Below are 16917 nucleotides of genomic sequence, written 5' to 3'. Positions count from 1 at the left end.
GCGATGCGGCTCCCTGGCGACGCCTCTCAATGGGCGCCGCCCGGAAAACGGCCCGATGGTCCGTGAGTTCCGACCTCTGGAATGATCAGCCGCAGGTCCGAGCGGCATCCGCCCCTATTCGCAGAGCAGGGCCGCCCGCATTTCCTGGGCCCCCACCGGATCGCAGGCGGCTGCGAGCCGGCCCGCCGCCAGCACGGCGTAGCGGTGCATCAGCGACTTGCGCCGGGCGCCGGCCAGGGCCTTTTGCTCCGTGTCCCGCACCATCACGGCGTCGAAGCCATCGCTCACGATCAGTCCGATCTCCTCGGGGATCAGCTCCTGCGGGAAGTCGATATCCACGGCGAAGTAGAGCCGGTCGCACCAGTCCCGGTACTCGTGCCACTTGTTGTCGGAGAGGAAGTCGCGCGGGCCGGACTTCACCTCGATGGCGTAGAGATGCCCCTCCGGCGTCAGGGCCATGATGTCCAGCCTCCTTCCGCAGGGGATGGGCATCTCGGCCAGAGGCGCCCAGCGGTTTCGGGCGCAGAAGCGCATGGCGGCACGGCAGGTGGTGGCCGTGCGTTCGGGGATGCTCAGGTCCAGCGGCATGGCCCGATTCACGCGGAGTCTCCGGGCAGGTCAAGCTTCCAGTTGGGGGCTCGGCGGGTGTAGGGAAGCGCCGTGCCGGACACCCCCCTCCCTTTCTGGAAGCGGAAGTCCCTCTCGGCCATGACGAAGGCCGAGTGGGAATCCCTTTGCGATGGCTGCGGCCGCTGCTGCCTCCATAAGATCCGCGACGACGACACGGAGGAGATCCACTTCACCAATGTCGCCTGCCGTCTGCTGGACACCCAGGGCTGCGGCTGCCGCGACTATGCCAACCGACGCGACCACGTGCCGGACTGCGTGCAGTTGAAGGCGAAGATGCTGCCGGCGCTGGACTGGCTGCCGCCCACCTGCGCCTACCACCTCCTCGCCCGCGGGCAGGATCTGCCGGACTGGCATCCGCTGGTGTCGGGCGATCCGGAAAGCGTCCACAAGGCTGGCATCTCCGTGCGCGGCCGTGTCATCTCAGAGCGCGAGGCGGGGGCGCTGGAGGACCATGTCGTGACCTGGCCGGGCGAATGGCCCCGCCGTCGCGCCGCGCGTGGCAACCCGGCCGGGGCCGCGAAGACGAAGGGGAGGAAAGCTGGATGAAGGCTCTTTATGGCGGGGTGAATGCCGCGCTGATCACCGCGATGCATGCGGATCTCTCGCCGGACCATCGCCGCACCGCCGCCCATGCGAAATGGCTGCTGGCGAATGGCTGCGACAATCTGGGCGTCCTGGGCACAACCGGCGAGGCCAATTCCTTCGGCCTGAATGAGCGCCGCGCGATCCTGGAAAACCTCGTCGCCAACGACGTGCCGGTGACGCGGCTGATGCCGGGCACGGGCCTGACCAACATCACGGATACAGTGGAACTGTCGCGCCATGCCCGCGACCTCGGCTGCCCCGGCGTGCTGGTCCTGCCGCCCTTCTACTACAAGAACCCCAGCGAGGAGGGGCTCTACGCCTATTTCTCCGAGGTGATCGAGCGGATCGGCGGGGGGCTGGCGATCTATCTCTACCACTTTCCCGCCCAGTCCGCGGTGCCGCTGAGCATCGGGCTGGTCGGCCGCCTGCTGGACGCCTTCCCGGGGGTGGTGCGTGGGATTAAGGACAGCACGGGCGATGCGGCCCAGGCGGAAGCCTATCTCAACGCCTTCGCCTCGCGCGGCTTCGAGGTCTATCCGGGCGGGGACAGCCTGCTCCAGCGCATGCTCGGCCTGGGGGCCGCGGGCTGCATCACGGCGGCCACCAACCTGACCGCGCGCTATGCCCAGATCGTCTATACGAAGCGCACGGGGCCGGAGGCGGATGCCGCCCAGGCCATGATGAATACCTGCCGCGCTGCCGCCGCCACCGTGCCGCTGATCCCCGGCCTGCGGGAAATCCTGGCCCGCAGCACCGGCGACGAGGCCTGGCGCCACACCCGCCCGCCCCATACCCGCCTGACCATCGAGGAGGCCGACCGGGTCTGGGCGGCCTGGCAGGCCACCGGCGCCCTGCCCCTGCCGGGGCTGGCAGAGGCCGGCATGACCCTTGCTGCGACGGCGGCCGCGTAAGTCTTCAGGAACACCGATGTCCGAACCACTCCGCTGCCGCATCCCCGCTATCGCTACTGTCCAGGCTGATGACGAAACCGCCCGCGTCACCCGTTGGGATTTCCCGCCAGGGGCAGAGACCGGCTGGCACCGGCATGGCTGGGCCTATCTCGTGGTGCCCGTGACGGACGGCACCATGCTTCTGGAGGAGCCCGGTGGCGCGACGCGGGAGGCGACGATCAAGGCCGGCGTCTCCTACACCCGCCCGCCGGGGGTGGAGCACAACGTGGTCAATGCGGGGGTGGTGCCTTTCTCCTTCGTGGAGATCGAGTTCAAGGCACATCCCGGCTGAGGCGGCGCCCGGCCCGATGGGTCGGAACCTCCACCAGCACATGCAGCAGGGTCGCGGCGGCCAGGGCGAGGGCCGTGGCGGCCCCGATGGCGGCCAGGGGCGGCGCGCCCGCCTCCAGCAACAGCCGCATCACCGCAAAGCCCGCCACCCCATGCACGACGTAGAGTGGATAGCTGATACGGGCGAGGGCATCGAGCGGCCCCGGCACGCGCTGGATCCGGTGGCGCAGGGCGAAGAGTGCTGCGAACAGGACCAGCGCCGCCCCATAGGCGACCAGCCCCGGCCCCAGCTGCGCCCGCATGCCCCCGCCGGCCCAGTGCAGGGCGAACAGGACCAGTAAGGATGCCCCGGTGCCCAGGCAGGCGACCGCCCCCTCCGTGCCCCGGTGCCAGGCGCCGAAGACTGCGCCGACCAGCATGAAGATGATCATCTGCCCGCTCAGGGCCAGCTCGGTGACGGGAACGAGCAATGGCGGGGGTAGCGGCAGGGCGCCCAGCACCGCCACGACGCCCGTGATGGCCAGGGCCGTGTTCAGCAGCGGCCCCACCTGCCCCGCCCGCAGCGCCGGGGCCAGGAGAAGGCAGAGCAGGTAGAAGCGCAGCTCGATCTCCAGCGTCCAGACGATGCCGTCGATCGAGGGCAGACCCAGCAGATCCCGGATGAACAGGAGCTGGGTGATCCATTGCAGCGAGCTGAAGGGCACAGGCGCACCGAAATGCCGGGCGCAGGCCCAAACGGCCAGCATCGTGACGGTCAGCCCGGCGGCATAGGTCGGCCAGATCCGCAGCACCCGCCCGATCGCGAAGCCCGCCCGGCTTCGCCCCACCAGGGAGAAGGGGATGACGAAGCCGCTGATGAGAAAGAACAGCGCCACGCCGAAATGCCCGGCAAAGCCCTCCGGCAACCAGCCATGCAGAGCGGCCAGGGCCGGGGCGGGGCCTTGCCAGGCCGGGACCCCCAGGAAGGCCGCCGCCATCTCCCGGGAATTCCAGAAGAATTCGGTGTGGTGGCTTAGCAGCACCGAGAGGGCCGCCAGCCCCCGCAGCCCATGGGCGAAGGCGATCCTGGGAGGATTTTGGCTCAAGTTATTGTTTTTCCCAGGTTGTTGCGCCGCGTCCACCACAGGACCTTCTATATCTCTGTCAAGCCGTTGAACCTTACCCCCTCCTCGGTCCATGCTCTGCCCCATGGAACAGAACGAGACCGAGAGCGTTCCCCTCCGCGCCCATCCGCTGGCCCTGCCGACGCCGACACCGGTGCGCTGGAATCGCTCCAACCGGGCGCGCCGGGTCTCGCTGCGGATCGACCCCCGCGCTGGCGAGGTTGTGGTGACGCTTCCACCCCGATCCGGCCGCAAGGCCGGGATGGCGCTGCTGAACACCCATGCGGCCTGGGTGAAGGAGCGGCTCAGCAGCCTGGCCCCCGCCGTGCCGCTGCTGGAGGGGCAGAGCGTGCCGCTGGGCGGCGTGCCTCACATGATTCGCCACGACCCCACCGCGCGCGGCCCCGCAATCCTCTGGAACGGGGAGATCGTGGTGGCCGGCGATCCGGCCTTCCTGACCCGCCGCGTGGGCGACTTCCTGAAGGCGGAGGCGAAGCGGCGCATCTCGGTCCTGGCGGCGGGCCACGCTGCGACGCTGGGCGTGAAATATCGCCGCATCACGCTGAAGGACACCCGGTCCCGATGGGGAAGCTGCGCGCCGGACGGCACCCTCGCCTTCTCCTGGCGCCTGGTAATGGCGCCGGACTGGGTGCTGGACTACGTGGTGGCGCATGAGGTCGGGCATCTCAGGGAACTGAACCATTCCGATCGTTTCTGGGCCCATGTCTCGCGGCTGACGCCGCACCGGGAAGCGGCGCAGGATTGGCTGCGGCGGCATGGCCCGACCCTGCTGCGCGTCGGGTAAGGCGCGCTTCAGGATTAAGGGACTGGTAAGGACCTGGCGCTAGGCTGGAGAGGCTTCGCGGAGGCAGCCCCGTGTCCGGTGCCGTCAGCAGCGGCTCGGCCGCCTTCTACACAAGCTATCCCAGCGGCTACGCGCCGGCCGCGTCTTCTTCCATTGGCAGCTCGGCGGCCCCGTCCACGGTCACGGATATCGTCGATATCCGCGTTCCCCTGCCCGCCGGATCCTTCACCATCCGCGCCGGGGACAGCCTTTCCGTGCGGGAACTGTTCGGCTCGCCCGAAGCCGATCTGATGCGCGTCGCCCTGCGGGGCGATGGCGGCGGAAGGCTGGTGCTGCGCGGCGTGGATGTGACCGGCCGGACGGATTTCGACCCGCTGGACTATAATGAGCTGCAATTCGTCGCCGGCGCTGATGGCAGCCTGCAGGATATGGTCGCGGTGGCCCGCAAGGGCACCAAGGATGAATCCGGCACTTGGCGCAACATCGCGGATAGCGAGCCCGTCCAGATCACCGCGCAGGTTACGGGGGTCCGCTCGCTGGACGCCGCGGCGGCGCTGCGGACCGAGGCCGCGGCGGGCGATGCCGATGCGGATTTCCTTCGGGTGGCGCAGGACGCCGCCGTCTTCACCTCCTATGGCAATGCGAAGGCTCCCACCCTTTCCACCGCAGGCAACATCACGCTGAAGGCAGGCGACGGCGTGGCGCTGCACGACCTGTTCACCACCGGCAGCGGCGGCGCGGAAGCCGCTCTCTATCGCGTGGCGCTGCGCGACGACCCGGATGCCCCGGGTGCCCGGCTGATGCTGAACGGGGAGGATGTGACCCATCGCGTGGACTTCACGCCGGAGGAGTTCACCAACCTGCAATTCGTCGCCGGCCCGGATGGCAGCGCGGCGGATCTTCTGGTGGTGGCGCGGGCGGGCACGAAGGACGAGACGGGCAGCTGGCGCAACCTCGTGGACAGCCCGGCCATGCAGATCACGGCCAGCGTCACCGGCGCGCGCTCCGTCAACGCCGCCGCCGCGCTCCGCACCGCCACCAATCCCGGAGATGCGGATACGGGCTTCCTGACCATCGCGCAGGAGGCGGCGATCTTCGCACCGATCGCGGGGCGCAAGGCACCGGCCGTTTCGGCCATAGGCGACCTGACGGTGAAGGCGGGCGATACGCTTTCCATCCGCGATCTGTTTCCGACCGGCGGAGCGGTGGAACCGGCGCTCTACCGGGTGGCGCTGCGCGACGATCCCGATGGACCCGGCGGCGGCCGCCTGCTGCTGAACGGCGAGGATGTCACGGACCGCACGGATTTCACGCCGATGGAGTTCCTGGCCCTGCAATATGCGGCGGGGCCGGAGGGTGGAGCGCAGGACATCCTCGTCGTGGCCCGCGCGGGAAGCAATGACGGCGCCGGGGGGCTGATCGCGATCGCTGACAGCACCCCTGCCCTGGTCCACGCGGCGGTCACCGGCACACGCTCGCTCAACACGGCGGAGGCACTGCGCACGCCCCTTGATCCCGCGGCGGCGGATGCGGATTTCATGACCGTGGCCGCCGAGGCCATGCTCTACGCGCCACTGGGCAGCCAGGTCGCGCCCAGCCTTGCCACCGCCGGCAACTTCACCACGGCGGAGGGCGACCATTACGCATTGCGGGACCTTTTTACCTCGCCTTACAGCGCCACGGTGGAGGTTACCGGCTACCGCGTGGCACTGCGGGACGAAGATATTGCCTCCGGCGCGAAGCTGATGCTGGACGGGGAGGACGTGACCCATCGGATCGGCTTCACCTCCGCCGAATTCAACACGCTGCAATTCGTGGCGGGCGCTACGGGCAGCGCGCAGGACATCCTGGTGGTCGCGCGCAGCGCGGATGCCGCGGGAATGGCAGTGGATAGCCGCGCAGTGCAGATCACGGCCCGCAGCACGGGCGAACGATCCATTAACGCCTTACCGGCGCTGCGCGACGCCTCGCCGGATGATGCCTTCGCCCGCATCGCGCAGGATGCGGCCGTCTATGCGCCGCTTGGCAGCCAAGTGGCCCCGGCCCTCTCCGCCCTGGGCGACTTCACCGCAGCGGCGGGCGACCTGTTCTCGATGAACACGCTGTTCGACACGGCGGGCGGCATCTTCGATGACGGCGCGAGCTATCGCGTGGCCATGCGCGACGATCCCTCGGGCACGGGCGGCGGTAGGCTGATCCTGAATGGGGAGGATGTGACCGGCCGCACCGAATTCACCGGTGCCGAGTACAGTGCGCTATTATTCCAGGCGGGGCCGGAGGGCAGCGCGCAGGATCTGATGGTGGTGGCGCGCCGCACGGGAAGCACGGGGCTGATCACCGACAGTCCAGCCTTGGAGATCACTGCCCGCGCCACCGGCACGCGCTCCATCAACGCGCTCTCGGCCCTACGAACGGAGGACGGGGCGGATGCCGGCTTCGACCGCATTGTGCGGGACGCGGCGGTCTACGCGGCCAGCTCCGCCCCGGCGTTCTCCAGCGTCATCCATCCGGCACAGCCGGTACGATCGGCACAGGCGCTCGCGGCGGCGGCCGGTGCCTATCGCGCGACGGGCAGCACCGCCGCAGGCACGAACATGCTTGATCTGACCCCGCTCTTCGCTGGCGTGGTGGGGGCCAGCCAGGTAGCGGGGGCGGGCTCGGCCCAGCTTGCGCAGCTCTCCAACCTTGTCGCGCTGCTGGGCGGCGGGACGGTGGGTGGGGTCCGCAGCACGGGGGGGGACATCGCGAAGCTCACCACCATCGCGCTTCGGACCAGCGCGTGATCCGTCAGACGCCCCGCTGCAACCCACCATCCACGGCAATGGCCTGTCCCGTGACGTAGGCGGCAGCCGGCGAGGCAAGGAAGGCCACCATCGCCGCCACCTCTTCCGAGGTTCCGAGACGCCCCATGGGAATATCCGCGGCGACGCGGGACAGGACCGCGGCCTCGGTGATGCCCTCGTCCTTCGCCATCTGCGCCGCGCGATTTTGCCAGAGCGGCGTCAGCGCGCGGCCGGGGGAAACACTGTTCACCCCGATCCCATCCGGCGCCAGTTCCAGCGCCAGGGTCTTGGCCAGGGCCAGCACCCCGGCCTTGTGGACGTTGGAGACGACCTGATGCGCCGTGGGCTGCCGGGCGGAGACGGCGCCCAGCAGCACCACCCGCGCATCCCCCGCCCGGCGCAACGCCGGTAGCAGGGCGCGGATGGCGCGCACGGTGCCCAGGATGTTGAACTCGTAGTTCTGAAGCCAGGCCTCGTCCGGCAGATCCTCGAAGGCACTACGGCGGCTGCCGCCTGCGGCGCAGACCAGGGCATGCAGCGGCGCTTCGCCGAGATCTGCCGCCAGGGCGGCGACGCTCGCGGGATCGGACTGGTCGCACACGGCAATGTCCGGCGCCATGCCCGCCTCGGCGTGCAGCGCCGCAGCGGCCTCCTCCAACCGGCCCCAGTCGCGCGCCGCGATGGTGACGGCGGCGCCGTCCCGCAGCAGCAGAGCCGCCGTCGCGCGGCCGATGCCGGAGGAGCCGCCGATCACCAGGGCGCGGCGCCCGCGAAGGTGAAGATCCATGCGCCTATTCCGCCTTCGCCCCGGTCGCGCGCACGATCGGCGCCCATTTGGCCGTTTCCTCGCGGATGAAGCGGGCGAGATCCTCGGGCGAGCTGGGAAGGGGCTCCACCCCCTGCCCTTCCAGGGCGTTCGAGACGGCAGGATCGGCCAGGGCTTCGCGCATGACGGCGTTCATCCGCGCCACGATGGCGGGCGACAATCCCTTCGGGCCGACCAGCGCGTACCAGTTCTGCACCTCATAACCCGGCAGGGTTTCGGCGACAGTGGGCGTGTCGGGCAGCGAACGGACACGCTTCAGCGTCGGCACCGCCAGCAGGCGCAGCTTGCCGCTCTGGACCTGCGGCAGGGCGGTGGGCGCGGTGGAGAAGGCGTAGTCCACCTTTCCGCCGATCAGGTCCGTCATCAGCGGCCCGCCGCCTCGATAGGGCACATGGACGGTCTTCACCCCGGCCATCTGGTCCAGCAATGCGCCCGCCAGATGCCCGGCCCCACCCACGCCGGAGGAGCCATAGGTAACGGTGTCCGGGTCCTTCTTCGCCGCCGCGATCAGTTCCGCCACACTCTTCCAGGGGCGGTTCGCCGGGACCACCAGCACGTTCAGCACATTGCCGGACATGGCGACGGGGGTGAGGTCCGCCTGCGGATTGAAGGACAGATTAGCGTAGAGAGTGGGATTGATCGCCAGCGCGCCGATCGTGCCCATCAGGAAGGTGTGGCCATCGGGCTGGGCATGCACCACCACCTCGGTGGCGATGTTGCCGCCGGCGCCGGGGCGGTTGTCGATCACGACGGGCTGGCCGAGCAGTGCCGAGAGCTTCGGCTGCATCACCCGCGTACTGATGTCGGTGGCACCGCCAGCGGCGAAGCCCACGACAATGCGAATGGGCTTGCTCGGCCAGGCCTCCTGGGCGGTGGCGCGAAGCGCCGGCATGGACAGGGCAAAGCCTCCCAGGCCGGCGCCCAGCAGGGCGCGGCGATGGATCATGGAACCTCTCCTCCTCTGCCGGCTTTGCCGGCTCTGCCGGGGTTTCCCGGCTTCAGCGGCTTCCCCGGGCCCGTCTCGCGCGGGTCTCTCGGGGGCCGGTTGAACGCGTCAGGCCGTGTGATGCGCCTCCGTGCGGGGCGCCGGGTTCAGCGCCCGCGGAACTGCGGCGGGCGCTTTTCCATGAAGGCGCGGCGGCCCTCGATGTAATCCTCGCTGGCGAAGCACCCGAGGACGAGGCGGTTGCAGAGTTCCTCGTCCGGCTGCGCCTTCAGCGCCTCGCCCACAATGGCCTTCACCGAGGCAACGGTAAGCGGCGCGTTGCCGGCGATGGTGGTGGCGTAGTCGTTGACGGTCGCCTCCAGCGCATCATCGGGCACCACGCGATTGGCCAGCCCCATGATGCGGGCGTCCTCGGCGGTGAAGCGCTTGGCGGTGAAGAACAGCTCCTTCGCGAAGGAGGGGCCGACGAGTTGCACCAGCCGCCGGATGCCCGGTAGCGGGTAGCCGAGGCCGAGCTTCGCGGCCGGGATGCCGAAGGAGGACTTCTCCGTGCAGATCCGCATGTCGCAGCACACGGCCAGCGCGCTGCCGCCGCCGATGCAATGGCCGCGGATGGCGGCGATCGTCGGCTTCGGGAAGTCGGCCAGCATGTCATAGACCTTGGCCGTCTGCGCCTGATAAGCGTCCACCGCCTCCTTCGAACCGCGCTCGCTCTCAAACTTCGAGATATCCGCGCCGGAAACAAAGGCCTTGCCGCCAGCGCCCGTCACCACGAGCACGCGGATCTCCGGATCCGCCGCGAAGTCGGTCAGGATCTTCTCGGCCGCCAGCCACATCTCCATGGAGACGGCGTTGTGGCGCTCGGGGTTGTTGAAGATCATCCAGCCGACGCCGCCCTCCTTGTGGGAGAGCATCTTGTCGGTGCCAAGCGCCGGGTTGGGCGGCGGAAGCGCGTCGGGCATGTCCGTTCTGTATCCTGAATCTGGCGGTGGGCGGGTTTAAGCCTTCGGACGAAGCCCTCCGGCAATCCGCCCCTAAATGACCTGGCGGGCCTTGAGGGCCGCGATGTCGTCCTCGGAATAGCCGAGCTCAGCCATGATCTCGGCTGAGTGCTCGCCAATGGCGGGCGGATGGCTGGCGATGCGGCTGGGCGTGCGGGACAGGGTGAAGGGCTGCCCCACATAGGTCTGTGCCTTCGTGCCGTCGTCCAGCGTCGTCGCGATGCCCAGATGCTGCACCTGCGGATCGGCGAAGACCTGGTCGATGCTGTAGATCGGCCCGGCCGGCACGCCCGCCTCGTTCAGCGCCGCCACCCATTCCTCGCTCGTGCGCTCGGCGATCTTCGCATCGATCAGCGCATTCAGCGCGTCGCGATTCTCTGAACGGCTGGCGGAATCCTTGAAGCGCGGGTCCTCCAGCCATTCCGGCGCGCCCACGGCGATGGCGAAGCGCTTCCAGATCGCATTGCCCGTCGCGGCGATGTTGATGTGGCCGTCCCTCGTCTTGAAGACGCCGGTGGGAATGCTGGTCGGGTGATTATTGCCGGCCTGCTTCGGCACCTCATGTGCCTGCAGCCACCGCGCGGCTTGGAAATCGAGCATGAAGGCCTGGGCCTGCAACAGCGAAGTCTGCACCCACTGCCCCTTGCCGGACACCTCGCGCTCCAGCAGCGCGACCAGGATGCCCTGGGCCGCGAAGAGGCCGGCGCAGAGATCGGCGATGGGGATGCCGACGCGCACGGGCCCCTGGCCCGGCAGGCCGGTGATGGACATCAGCCCGCCCATGCCCTGGGCGATCTGGTCGAAGCCCGGGCGCTGGGCATAGGGCCCGTCCTGCCCGAAACCGGAGATCGAGGCGTAGATCAGGCGCGGATTCTCCGCGGACAGCGCCTCGTAGCCGATGCCAAGCCGGTCCTTCACGTCGGGGCGGAAATTCTCCACCACCACATCGGCCTCGCGCGCCAGCTTCTTCAGGATGGCGACGCCCTCGGGCGACTTCAGGTTCAGCGTCAGCCCGCGCTTGTTGCGGTGCAGGTTCTGGAAATCCGGGCCGCCGCGCGGCCCGCCCATCGGATCGCCCTGATCCAGCCCTTCCGGCATCTCGATCTTGATGACCTTCGCGCCCCAATCAGCCAGCTGCCGTACGCAGGTCGGGCCGGAACGGACGCGGGTGAGGTCGAGCACGGTGAAGCGGGACAGCGCGCCTCCCGCGGTCGCGGCCTCATCGCCCGAGGGGGCGGGGTTCGGGGCGTCGAGCATGGAAGATCCTCCGTTGCCCAACAGGCTGCGGCCGCTTGCGATCTCTGTCAACAGCCTGTTGACAGCTTGCCAACGGCCGTGATGCCCTGCCTGCCATGGACACCCTTCCCCCATCGGGGCCGCTCTCCGGCCGTGCACGGGCGGCGGTCGAGCAGCTCATCCTGTCCGGTGAGATCGCACCCGGCACCCGCCTGAATGAGGTGGCGCTCGCGGCGCGCCTCGGCCTCTCACGCGGGCCGCTGCGGGAAGCGCTGCGCGGACTGGAGCGCGACGGGCTGGTGGTGGCGGGCCCCGCCGGCCAGGGCATGAGCGTCCGCCGGCTGGAGCCGGAGGAGATGGCCGAGCTCTACGACATGCGCGCCCTGCTCCAAGGCTTCATCCTGGCCCGCCTCGCCCAGCGCGTGGTGGAAGGCACGCTTCCCGCGGGTACGGCCGACGATCTGCGCGCGCAGGTGGACGCGATGGAGAAGGACGCGGAAGCAGGGGACGCCGCCAGCTATTACCGCCGCAACCTGGCCTTTCATGAGGCGCTGCACGAGGCCGCCGGGCATCGCCGTGCCGCCGGCCTCTACGCCTCGCTCATCAAGGAAAGCCATCTGGCGCGGCAGCGGTCTCTCGCCCGCCCCGCCCGCATGCGTGAAAGCAATGCTGAGCATGCCGCGATGCTGGAGGCGGTGCTGGCAGGCGATCCAATCCGCGCCCGTGCCCTGGGCGAGGCCCATGTGGCGCAAGGCGGCAAGCAGCGCTGGCTGGAATCCCTGGGCCGGGGCTGACCATCCGGCCGCGCGTGATGGCGTGGCCAGGCCAGGTGATCAGTCGGCCCGGCAGAAGCCAGCACTCGCCCATTTCACCGGCCCATTCGGCGCGGCCGAGGGCCTGGCCACATGGCTCAATGCCTGATCGAGCGCGCCCTGCCCCTCATGCACGACGATCGTGGGACGGGGGTGGACGGGGCGGGTCCGCCCATCCGTGCGAAAGGAACAGCTTGGCGCCGAATCGCGCGAGGACCGAGAGGTCGGAATCCTGCGAATCGTCGCGGACCACGCCGCCTCCGGCATCACGCTGAAGCTGACCTGGTGGATGACGGAGGTCGTTAGCCCGCTTGGCCCGGGGGCCGCAGGCAGCGGCCACAGCGTGTTGCCGGAGGGGCCCGCTGCCCTGACGCAGCATGGGTCAGGACGCCATCCCAGGCAAATCGATCCAGCCTCGCAAAAGGCGGTTAGGCCTGCGATGATGGCGCCGGTCGCAGATTGATGAACAACGAGCCATCCCCCAACCGCAGGGTCTTGAAGCCGGGCCCTGCCGGGCCGGCTGCCCCGCGCCCATGGCGCCTCTTCGCCGCCACCGTGTTGATCGTCGGTGCCTGTTTCGCCGCCGTCTACTTCGTCCTTTTCGACCGAGGCCTGCGCCAGGCGGCCGAGGAGGCAGAACGCCTGACCCTGGGCGTGACCGCGGCCATGGCAGACCAGCTTGCCCGCGCCATCCAGACCGTCGACTTCCTGCTGCTCGACCTGGCCGAACGCAGCATTGGCGCCGACCCGGCCGCCACCGCCCGCGCCCTGGCGGGCCGCATTCGCGACGTGCCGCAACTCCGCGCCGTGCTGATCGTGAACGCCAACGGACTTGTCACCTCCGCGACGGAGGAGAGCCTGCGCGGCACCTCGGTGGCTGACCGGGAGTGGTTCCGGATGTTGCGGCTCGGCGGCCCGAACCTGCGGTTGGGAGCCCCGGAGGTAGGACGCTTCCTCGGGGGCTCCGCCGCCATGCAGGGGCGCGCCATCCAGGCCGCCGGCATCTGGTCCATCCCGCTGGCCCGCGGGCTCCGCACCCCGCGCGGGGAGTTCAACGGGGCGGCGGTCGCGTTGCTCAACCCGGATTACCTGATCTCCGTCGGGCGCCGCCACGCAGAGGCCTTCGGCGTCACGGTCCGGATCCACTCCCTCAACGGCCTGCTCCTGGCGCGGTCTGACGGACGGATAGCTGGGATAGGCGAGGCGGCCCCCTCCGCCTGGCTGTTCCGCGACTTCCTGCCCCGGCAGGAGAGCGGCACCTATTCCGGCCTCGACCAGGACGGACAGGACGTCTTCGCCGCCTTCTCCACCATTCGCCAGGGCACGCTGGTGATCGAGGCGGCGCGCCGCAAATCGGCGGCCTTCGAGGGGGTGGGGAGGCTGGCCGCCCTGCTGATTGGTGGTGGCGTGGCGATCGCGGCCATCATGCTCGTCGCGTTCTGGCTCATGTCCCGCCAGGCAGCGGCGCTGAAGGCGCAGGGCGATGCGCTGGCCGAGAGCGAGCGCGAGGCCCGCGCGGCCACCCGCGCGAAGGAGGAGTTCCTCGCGGCGATGAGCCACGAGATCCGCACGCCGATGAACGGGGTGATCGGCATGACCGGGCTTCTGCTCGACTCACCGCTCGACGGCATCCAGCGCCGCTACGCCCAGACCATCCAGGGCAGCGCCGAGCACCTGCTGATGGTGCTGAACGACATCCTCGACTTTTCCAAGCTGGAGGCGGGGATGATTGAACACGAGCACATCCCCTTCACGCTGGAGGACGAGATCTCCACCATCGTGGAGCTTTTCGCGGCGCGCGCCGCCTCCAAGGGCGTGGAACTGGTCGCCTCCCTGCCGCCGGACCTGCCGAAGCAGGTGTTGGGCGATCCCGGGCGCTTCCGGCAGATCCTGTTCAACCTTGTCGGCAACGCGATCAAGTTCACCGAGACGGGCTGGATCGAAGTCTCGATTTCGGTCACGCCCTATGAGGACGAGGAGGATGGCGCACTGCGTCTCACCTGCTCCGTGGCCGACACCGGCATAGGCGTGGACGCGGCCAAGCTGCCGGTGCTGTTCGAGCGCTTCACCCAGGCCGATGCCTCGATCAGCCGCAAATATGGGGGCACAGGCCTCGGCCTGGCGATCTGCCGCAAGCTGGCGGAGCAGATGGGGGGCGGGATCGAGGCGACGCAGCGCCGGGGTGGCGGCAGCGTGTTCCGTTTCTGGATCATGGTGGGCGAGATGGAACAGCCGCCGGCGGGGCCGCCACTACTGGCGGGCTATCGCATCCTGGTGGTGGACGACCTACCGCTCAACCGGGAGGTGATGGTGCGCCAGCTGAACGCCGCGGGCGCCTCCGCCCTGGCGGCCGAAAGCGGAGCGGCTGCGCTGAACCTGCTCCGCCTTGCGGCGCAACGGGGCACCGCCTTCCACGCGGTCGTGCTGGACAATGCCATGCCGGGCATGGGCGGGCCGGAACTGGCGGCGCGGATTCAGGCGGAAGCTGCGGTGCTGGGCAACCCGGCCCTCGTCCTGGCCTCCTTCGGGGTAGAAGCGCAGCAAATGCCAGCCCAGCGCATGCCGCCCGGGCTGATCGGCGCCATGCTGCTCAAGCCCGCCCTGCCCGGGCGGTTACTGGAAGCGGTGCTGCAAGCCCTTACGCCCACCCCCGGCAGCGTCCCGGTTGCGCTCCGCCCCGTTGCGCAGCGCCTGGGCGGGCCCGCGACGCAGCGCCCAGGGCGCAACATCCTGCTGGTGGAGGACAACGCCACCAACCAGATCCTCATGCAGGCCCTGCTGGCCCGGATGGGTGCGGAGGTGACCGTAGCTGGCAACGGGGCCGAGGCGATCGAGCATTGCCGCCTTAGGAGCTTCGACGCGATCCTGATGGATCTGCAGATGCCTGTCATGGATGGGCTGGAGGCGACCCGGGCAATCCGGCGCGGAGGCCCGAACCGGCACACGCGAATCATCGGGCTGACTGCCGCGGCAGGGCCCGAATTCGAGCGGCAATGCCGCGAGGCCGGGATGAACGACTATCTCTCCAAGCCCGTGCAGCGCGACCAGCTTGGTCAGGCGATCGGGGTTGCGCCGCCGGTCAAGGCGCCGGCCGCGGAGTAGCACCTTCTGCCGGGCCAGAGCCGGTGGTGTACGGCCCGCATCGCCGGTCACTGGCCGGAAATACTGGACCCGCATGGCTGGAAAAGCCGGTCATGCGACATCGGGGAATGGGGCGTCATCGCCCTAGCGGCATCAGCGCCGGCCGGGTTCAGCGGCCAGGGATGACAACTCGGACAGCGCGGCCTTCGCTGCATCCCCGATTCCGAGGATCATCTGCTGGACCGGCGTGCGGTCAGCGGGGTGCATGGCCTGCCGGGCGAGGCTTTCCAGGGTGCGGGCACCGATAGAACCGGCCGCGCCAGCCAGGGCATGGGCCGCGCGCCGGTATTCCTCGGCGCTGTCGGCGCGCGCCGCGTCCACCATTTGGCGAACCAGCCGGGCAAGATCCTGCTCGAAGGTCTGCACGATGCTCACGAACACATCGCGGGGCAGTTCCGCCGCCAATTGGCTGGCCACTTCAGGATCAATCGCGTTCACTCCCGCAAGGTGCCCGCCACCATACCAGCCGGTCAATCTGGAGGCTCTGCGGGTCAGGCTCGAAGCGTGGGGGAAACCTTGCCTGCAGGTAGCACCCCAAAGCGAGCGCATCAGGCTGCACACGAAAAATTGGGATTTTCACAACCTTAACGTGTGCTCGTGTGTTAGGCATACCTTAGCGACCAACGAACAGGTTCCGCAGCATGTTCCAACCCGAGAGCGACCCCGCCTCCCACAGCGCCGGCCTGGCGCTGGGGCGGCGTCGCATGGTTGGCCTGCTCGCCGCTCCGGCTCTGCTGGCGGCTCCGGCCGTTGTCCGGGCCCAGGGCATGCCGGAATGGCTGGTCGACCTGAAGACGGAATGGGCGATGTTCCGTGGGCGCTTCCTGACCCGCGAGGGGCGCGTGCTCGATTCCGGCAAGGGGGATGAGACCCATACGGAGGGCCAGGGTTTCGGCATGCTTTTCGCGGCCGAGGCGGGTGACGTCACCAGCTTCGACAAGATCCTGGACTGGACGCGCCGCTATCTCCGGCACGACCGGGGCAATCTGCATGCGTGGCGCTTCCGCGGCGACGCGGTGGACCCGGTGGCCGACCGCAACAACGCCACCGATGGCGATATCCTGATCGCCTGGGCCATGATGCGCGGCGCCGACCTTTTCGCCCGTCCCGCCCTGGCGCGGGAGGCGGCGCTGATCTGCCGCGACATCCTGGCCCATTGCACACGGGAAGTGGCGGGGAAGTTGGTGCTGCTGCCGGCCACCCAGGGTTTCGAGAGGCGTGACCACGTCATCCTGAACCCCTCCTACTATATCTTCCCCGCCCTGGCGGATTTCGAGAAGATCGTGCCAAGCCCGATGTGGCGCCGCCTGACGGTGGATGGGCTGGCCATCCTCCAGGAAGCGCGCTTCGGCCGCTGGAGCTTGCCGGCCGACTGGATCGAGTTCTCTCGCGAGGCGTCTTTCCAGCCCCGCCTCGCCTCCGGCTGGCCCACGCGCTTTTCCTGGGATGCGGTCCGCGTGCCGCTTTACCTGGCCTGGGCGCGGCAGACGGATGCCCCCGCCCTCACCGGCTGCGTGAATTTCTGGACGGACCCGACCAACCGCTCATTTCCGGCCTGGACGGATCTGCGCACCAATATGCCCGCCCCCTATCCCGGCCATGCGGGGGTGCGCGCGGTGGCGCAGTTCGCCTGTGCCACGCGGGACCGCAGCCTCAAGCTGAATGACCTGCCCCGCGTCGCGCAGGCCAGCGACTACTACGCCGCCTCGCTGATCATGCTATCCCGGATCGCCTGGCAAGAGGCCCGTGCAGGCGCGCCGATCGTCTGACTCGCTCTCCCGCCCCCCCGGCGCGTTGGACAGGGGCGT

General features: G+C 69.3%; 15 protein-coding genes. 8 read left to right on the top strand and 7 right to left on the bottom strand.

Annotated elements, in window-relative coordinates; translation table 11 throughout:
- Positions 1 to 114: 114 nt before the first annotated feature.
- Positions 115 to 600, bottom strand: a complete 486-nt coding sequence (locus tag ACO1BU_RS15895; RefSeq protein WP_424136944.1) for an MmcB family DNA repair protein — start codon at positions 598 to 600, stop codon at positions 115 to 117.
- A gap of 60 nt (positions 601 to 660) precedes the next feature.
- Here ACO1BU_RS15895 and ACO1BU_RS15890 point away from each other — a divergent pair, with 60 nt between their 5' ends.
- Genes ACO1BU_RS15890 through ACO1BU_RS15880 form a run of 3 tightly spaced genes read left to right on the top strand, consistent with a single transcriptional unit; the run spans position 661 to position 2457 of the window.
- The gene (locus tag ACO1BU_RS15890) at positions 661 to 1176 is read left to right on the top strand and encodes a YcgN family cysteine cluster protein (RefSeq protein ID WP_424136943.1); all 516 of its coding nucleotides are present in this window, start codon (positions 661 to 663) and stop codon (positions 1174 to 1176) included.
- Positions 1173 to 2126, top strand: a complete 954-nt coding sequence (locus tag ACO1BU_RS15885; RefSeq protein WP_424136942.1) for a dihydrodipicolinate synthase family protein — start codon at positions 1173 to 1175, stop codon at positions 2124 to 2126. Before ACO1BU_RS15890 ends, ACO1BU_RS15885 begins: the two co-directional genes overlap by 4 nt.
- 16 nt (positions 2127 to 2142) lie before the next feature.
- Positions 2143 to 2457 carry a cupin domain-containing protein gene (locus tag ACO1BU_RS15880; protein ID WP_424136941.1) on the top strand — a complete coding sequence of 105 codons (315 nt, stop codon included), beginning with the start codon at positions 2143 to 2145 and terminating at the stop codon, positions 2455 to 2457.
- On the opposite strand, the gene ACO1BU_RS15875 is transcribed toward ACO1BU_RS15880, so the two are convergent.
- Positions 2438 to 3541: an acyltransferase family protein gene (locus ACO1BU_RS15875; RefSeq protein WP_424136940.1), complete on the bottom strand. Its 1104-nt coding sequence runs from the start codon at positions 3539 to 3541 to the stop codon at positions 2438 to 2440. The two genes, ACO1BU_RS15880 and ACO1BU_RS15875, sit on opposite strands and share 20 nt — an antisense overlap.
- A 103-nt stretch (positions 3542 to 3644) precedes the next feature.
- On the opposite strand from ACO1BU_RS15875, the gene ACO1BU_RS15870 reads away from it, so the two are divergent.
- Entirely contained in the window at positions 3645 to 4364 is a 720-nt protein-coding gene (locus ACO1BU_RS15870) for a M48 family metallopeptidase (protein WP_424136939.1), read from the top strand.
- A 71-nt stretch (positions 4365 to 4435) separates the two neighbouring features.
- The gene (locus ACO1BU_RS15865) at positions 4436 to 7147 is read left to right on the top strand and encodes a hypothetical protein (protein WP_424136938.1); all 2712 of its coding nucleotides are present in this window, start codon (positions 4436 to 4438) and stop codon (positions 7145 to 7147) included.
- Positions 7148 to 7151: 4 nt separating this feature from the next.
- Here the strand turns inward: ACO1BU_RS15865 and ACO1BU_RS15860 are convergent, their stop codons facing one another.
- From ACO1BU_RS15860 to ACO1BU_RS15845, 4 genes are all read right to left on the bottom strand, one after another.
- Positions 7152 to 7934: an SDR family oxidoreductase gene (locus tag ACO1BU_RS15860; RefSeq protein ID WP_424136937.1), complete on the bottom strand. Its 783-nt coding sequence runs from the start codon at positions 7932 to 7934 to the stop codon at positions 7152 to 7154.
- A gap of 4 nt (positions 7935 to 7938) precedes the next feature.
- The gene (locus ACO1BU_RS15855; RefSeq protein ID WP_424136936.1) at positions 7939 to 8919 is read right to left on the bottom strand and encodes a Bug family tripartite tricarboxylate transporter substrate binding protein; all 981 of its coding nucleotides are present in this window, start codon (positions 8917 to 8919) and stop codon (positions 7939 to 7941) included.
- A gap of 146 nt (positions 8920 to 9065) precedes the next feature.
- On the bottom strand, positions 9066 to 9881 hold the full coding sequence (locus ACO1BU_RS15850; RefSeq protein WP_424136935.1) for an enoyl-CoA hydratase: 816 nt from the start codon (positions 9879 to 9881) through the stop codon (positions 9066 to 9068).
- A 72-nt stretch (positions 9882 to 9953) separates the two neighbouring features.
- On the bottom strand, positions 9954 to 11177 hold the full coding sequence (locus ACO1BU_RS15845) for a CaiB/BaiF CoA transferase family protein (protein ID WP_424136934.1): 1224 nt from the start codon (positions 11175 to 11177) through the stop codon (positions 9954 to 9956).
- Between the two features lie 95 nt (positions 11178 to 11272).
- Here ACO1BU_RS15845 and ACO1BU_RS15840 point away from each other — a divergent pair, with 95 nt between their 5' ends.
- Positions 11273 to 11950, top strand: a complete 678-nt coding sequence (locus ACO1BU_RS15840) for a GntR family transcriptional regulator (RefSeq protein ID WP_424136933.1) — start codon at positions 11273 to 11275, stop codon at positions 11948 to 11950.
- Between the two features lie 513 nt (positions 11951 to 12463).
- Positions 12464 to 15070, top strand: a complete 2607-nt coding sequence (locus tag ACO1BU_RS15835; RefSeq protein ID WP_424136932.1) for a hybrid sensor histidine kinase/response regulator — start codon at positions 12464 to 12466, stop codon at positions 15068 to 15070.
- Positions 15071 to 15202: 132 nt separating this feature from the next.
- Here the strand turns inward: ACO1BU_RS15835 and ACO1BU_RS15830 are convergent, their stop codons facing one another.
- Positions 15203 to 15547: an Hpt domain-containing protein gene (locus tag ACO1BU_RS15830; protein WP_424136931.1), complete on the bottom strand. Its 345-nt coding sequence runs from the start codon at positions 15545 to 15547 to the stop codon at positions 15203 to 15205.
- A gap of 203 nt (positions 15548 to 15750) precedes the next feature.
- On the opposite strand from ACO1BU_RS15830, the gene ACO1BU_RS15825 reads away from it, so the two are divergent.
- The gene (locus ACO1BU_RS15825) at positions 15751 to 16878 is read left to right on the top strand and encodes a family 8 glycosyl hydrolase (protein ID WP_424136930.1); all 1128 of its coding nucleotides are present in this window, start codon (positions 15751 to 15753) and stop codon (positions 16876 to 16878) included.
- Positions 16879 to 16917 lie beyond the last annotated feature (39 nt).

The organism is Roseomonas chloroacetimidivorans (genome assembly GCF_049629625.1).
Taxonomy (GTDB): domain Bacteria; phylum Pseudomonadota; class Alphaproteobacteria; order Acetobacterales; family Acetobacteraceae; genus Roseomonas; species Roseomonas chloroacetimidivorans.
The sequence above is the reverse complement of the archived record's forward strand: the minus strand, read 5'-3'. Positions and strand labels throughout refer to the sequence as shown.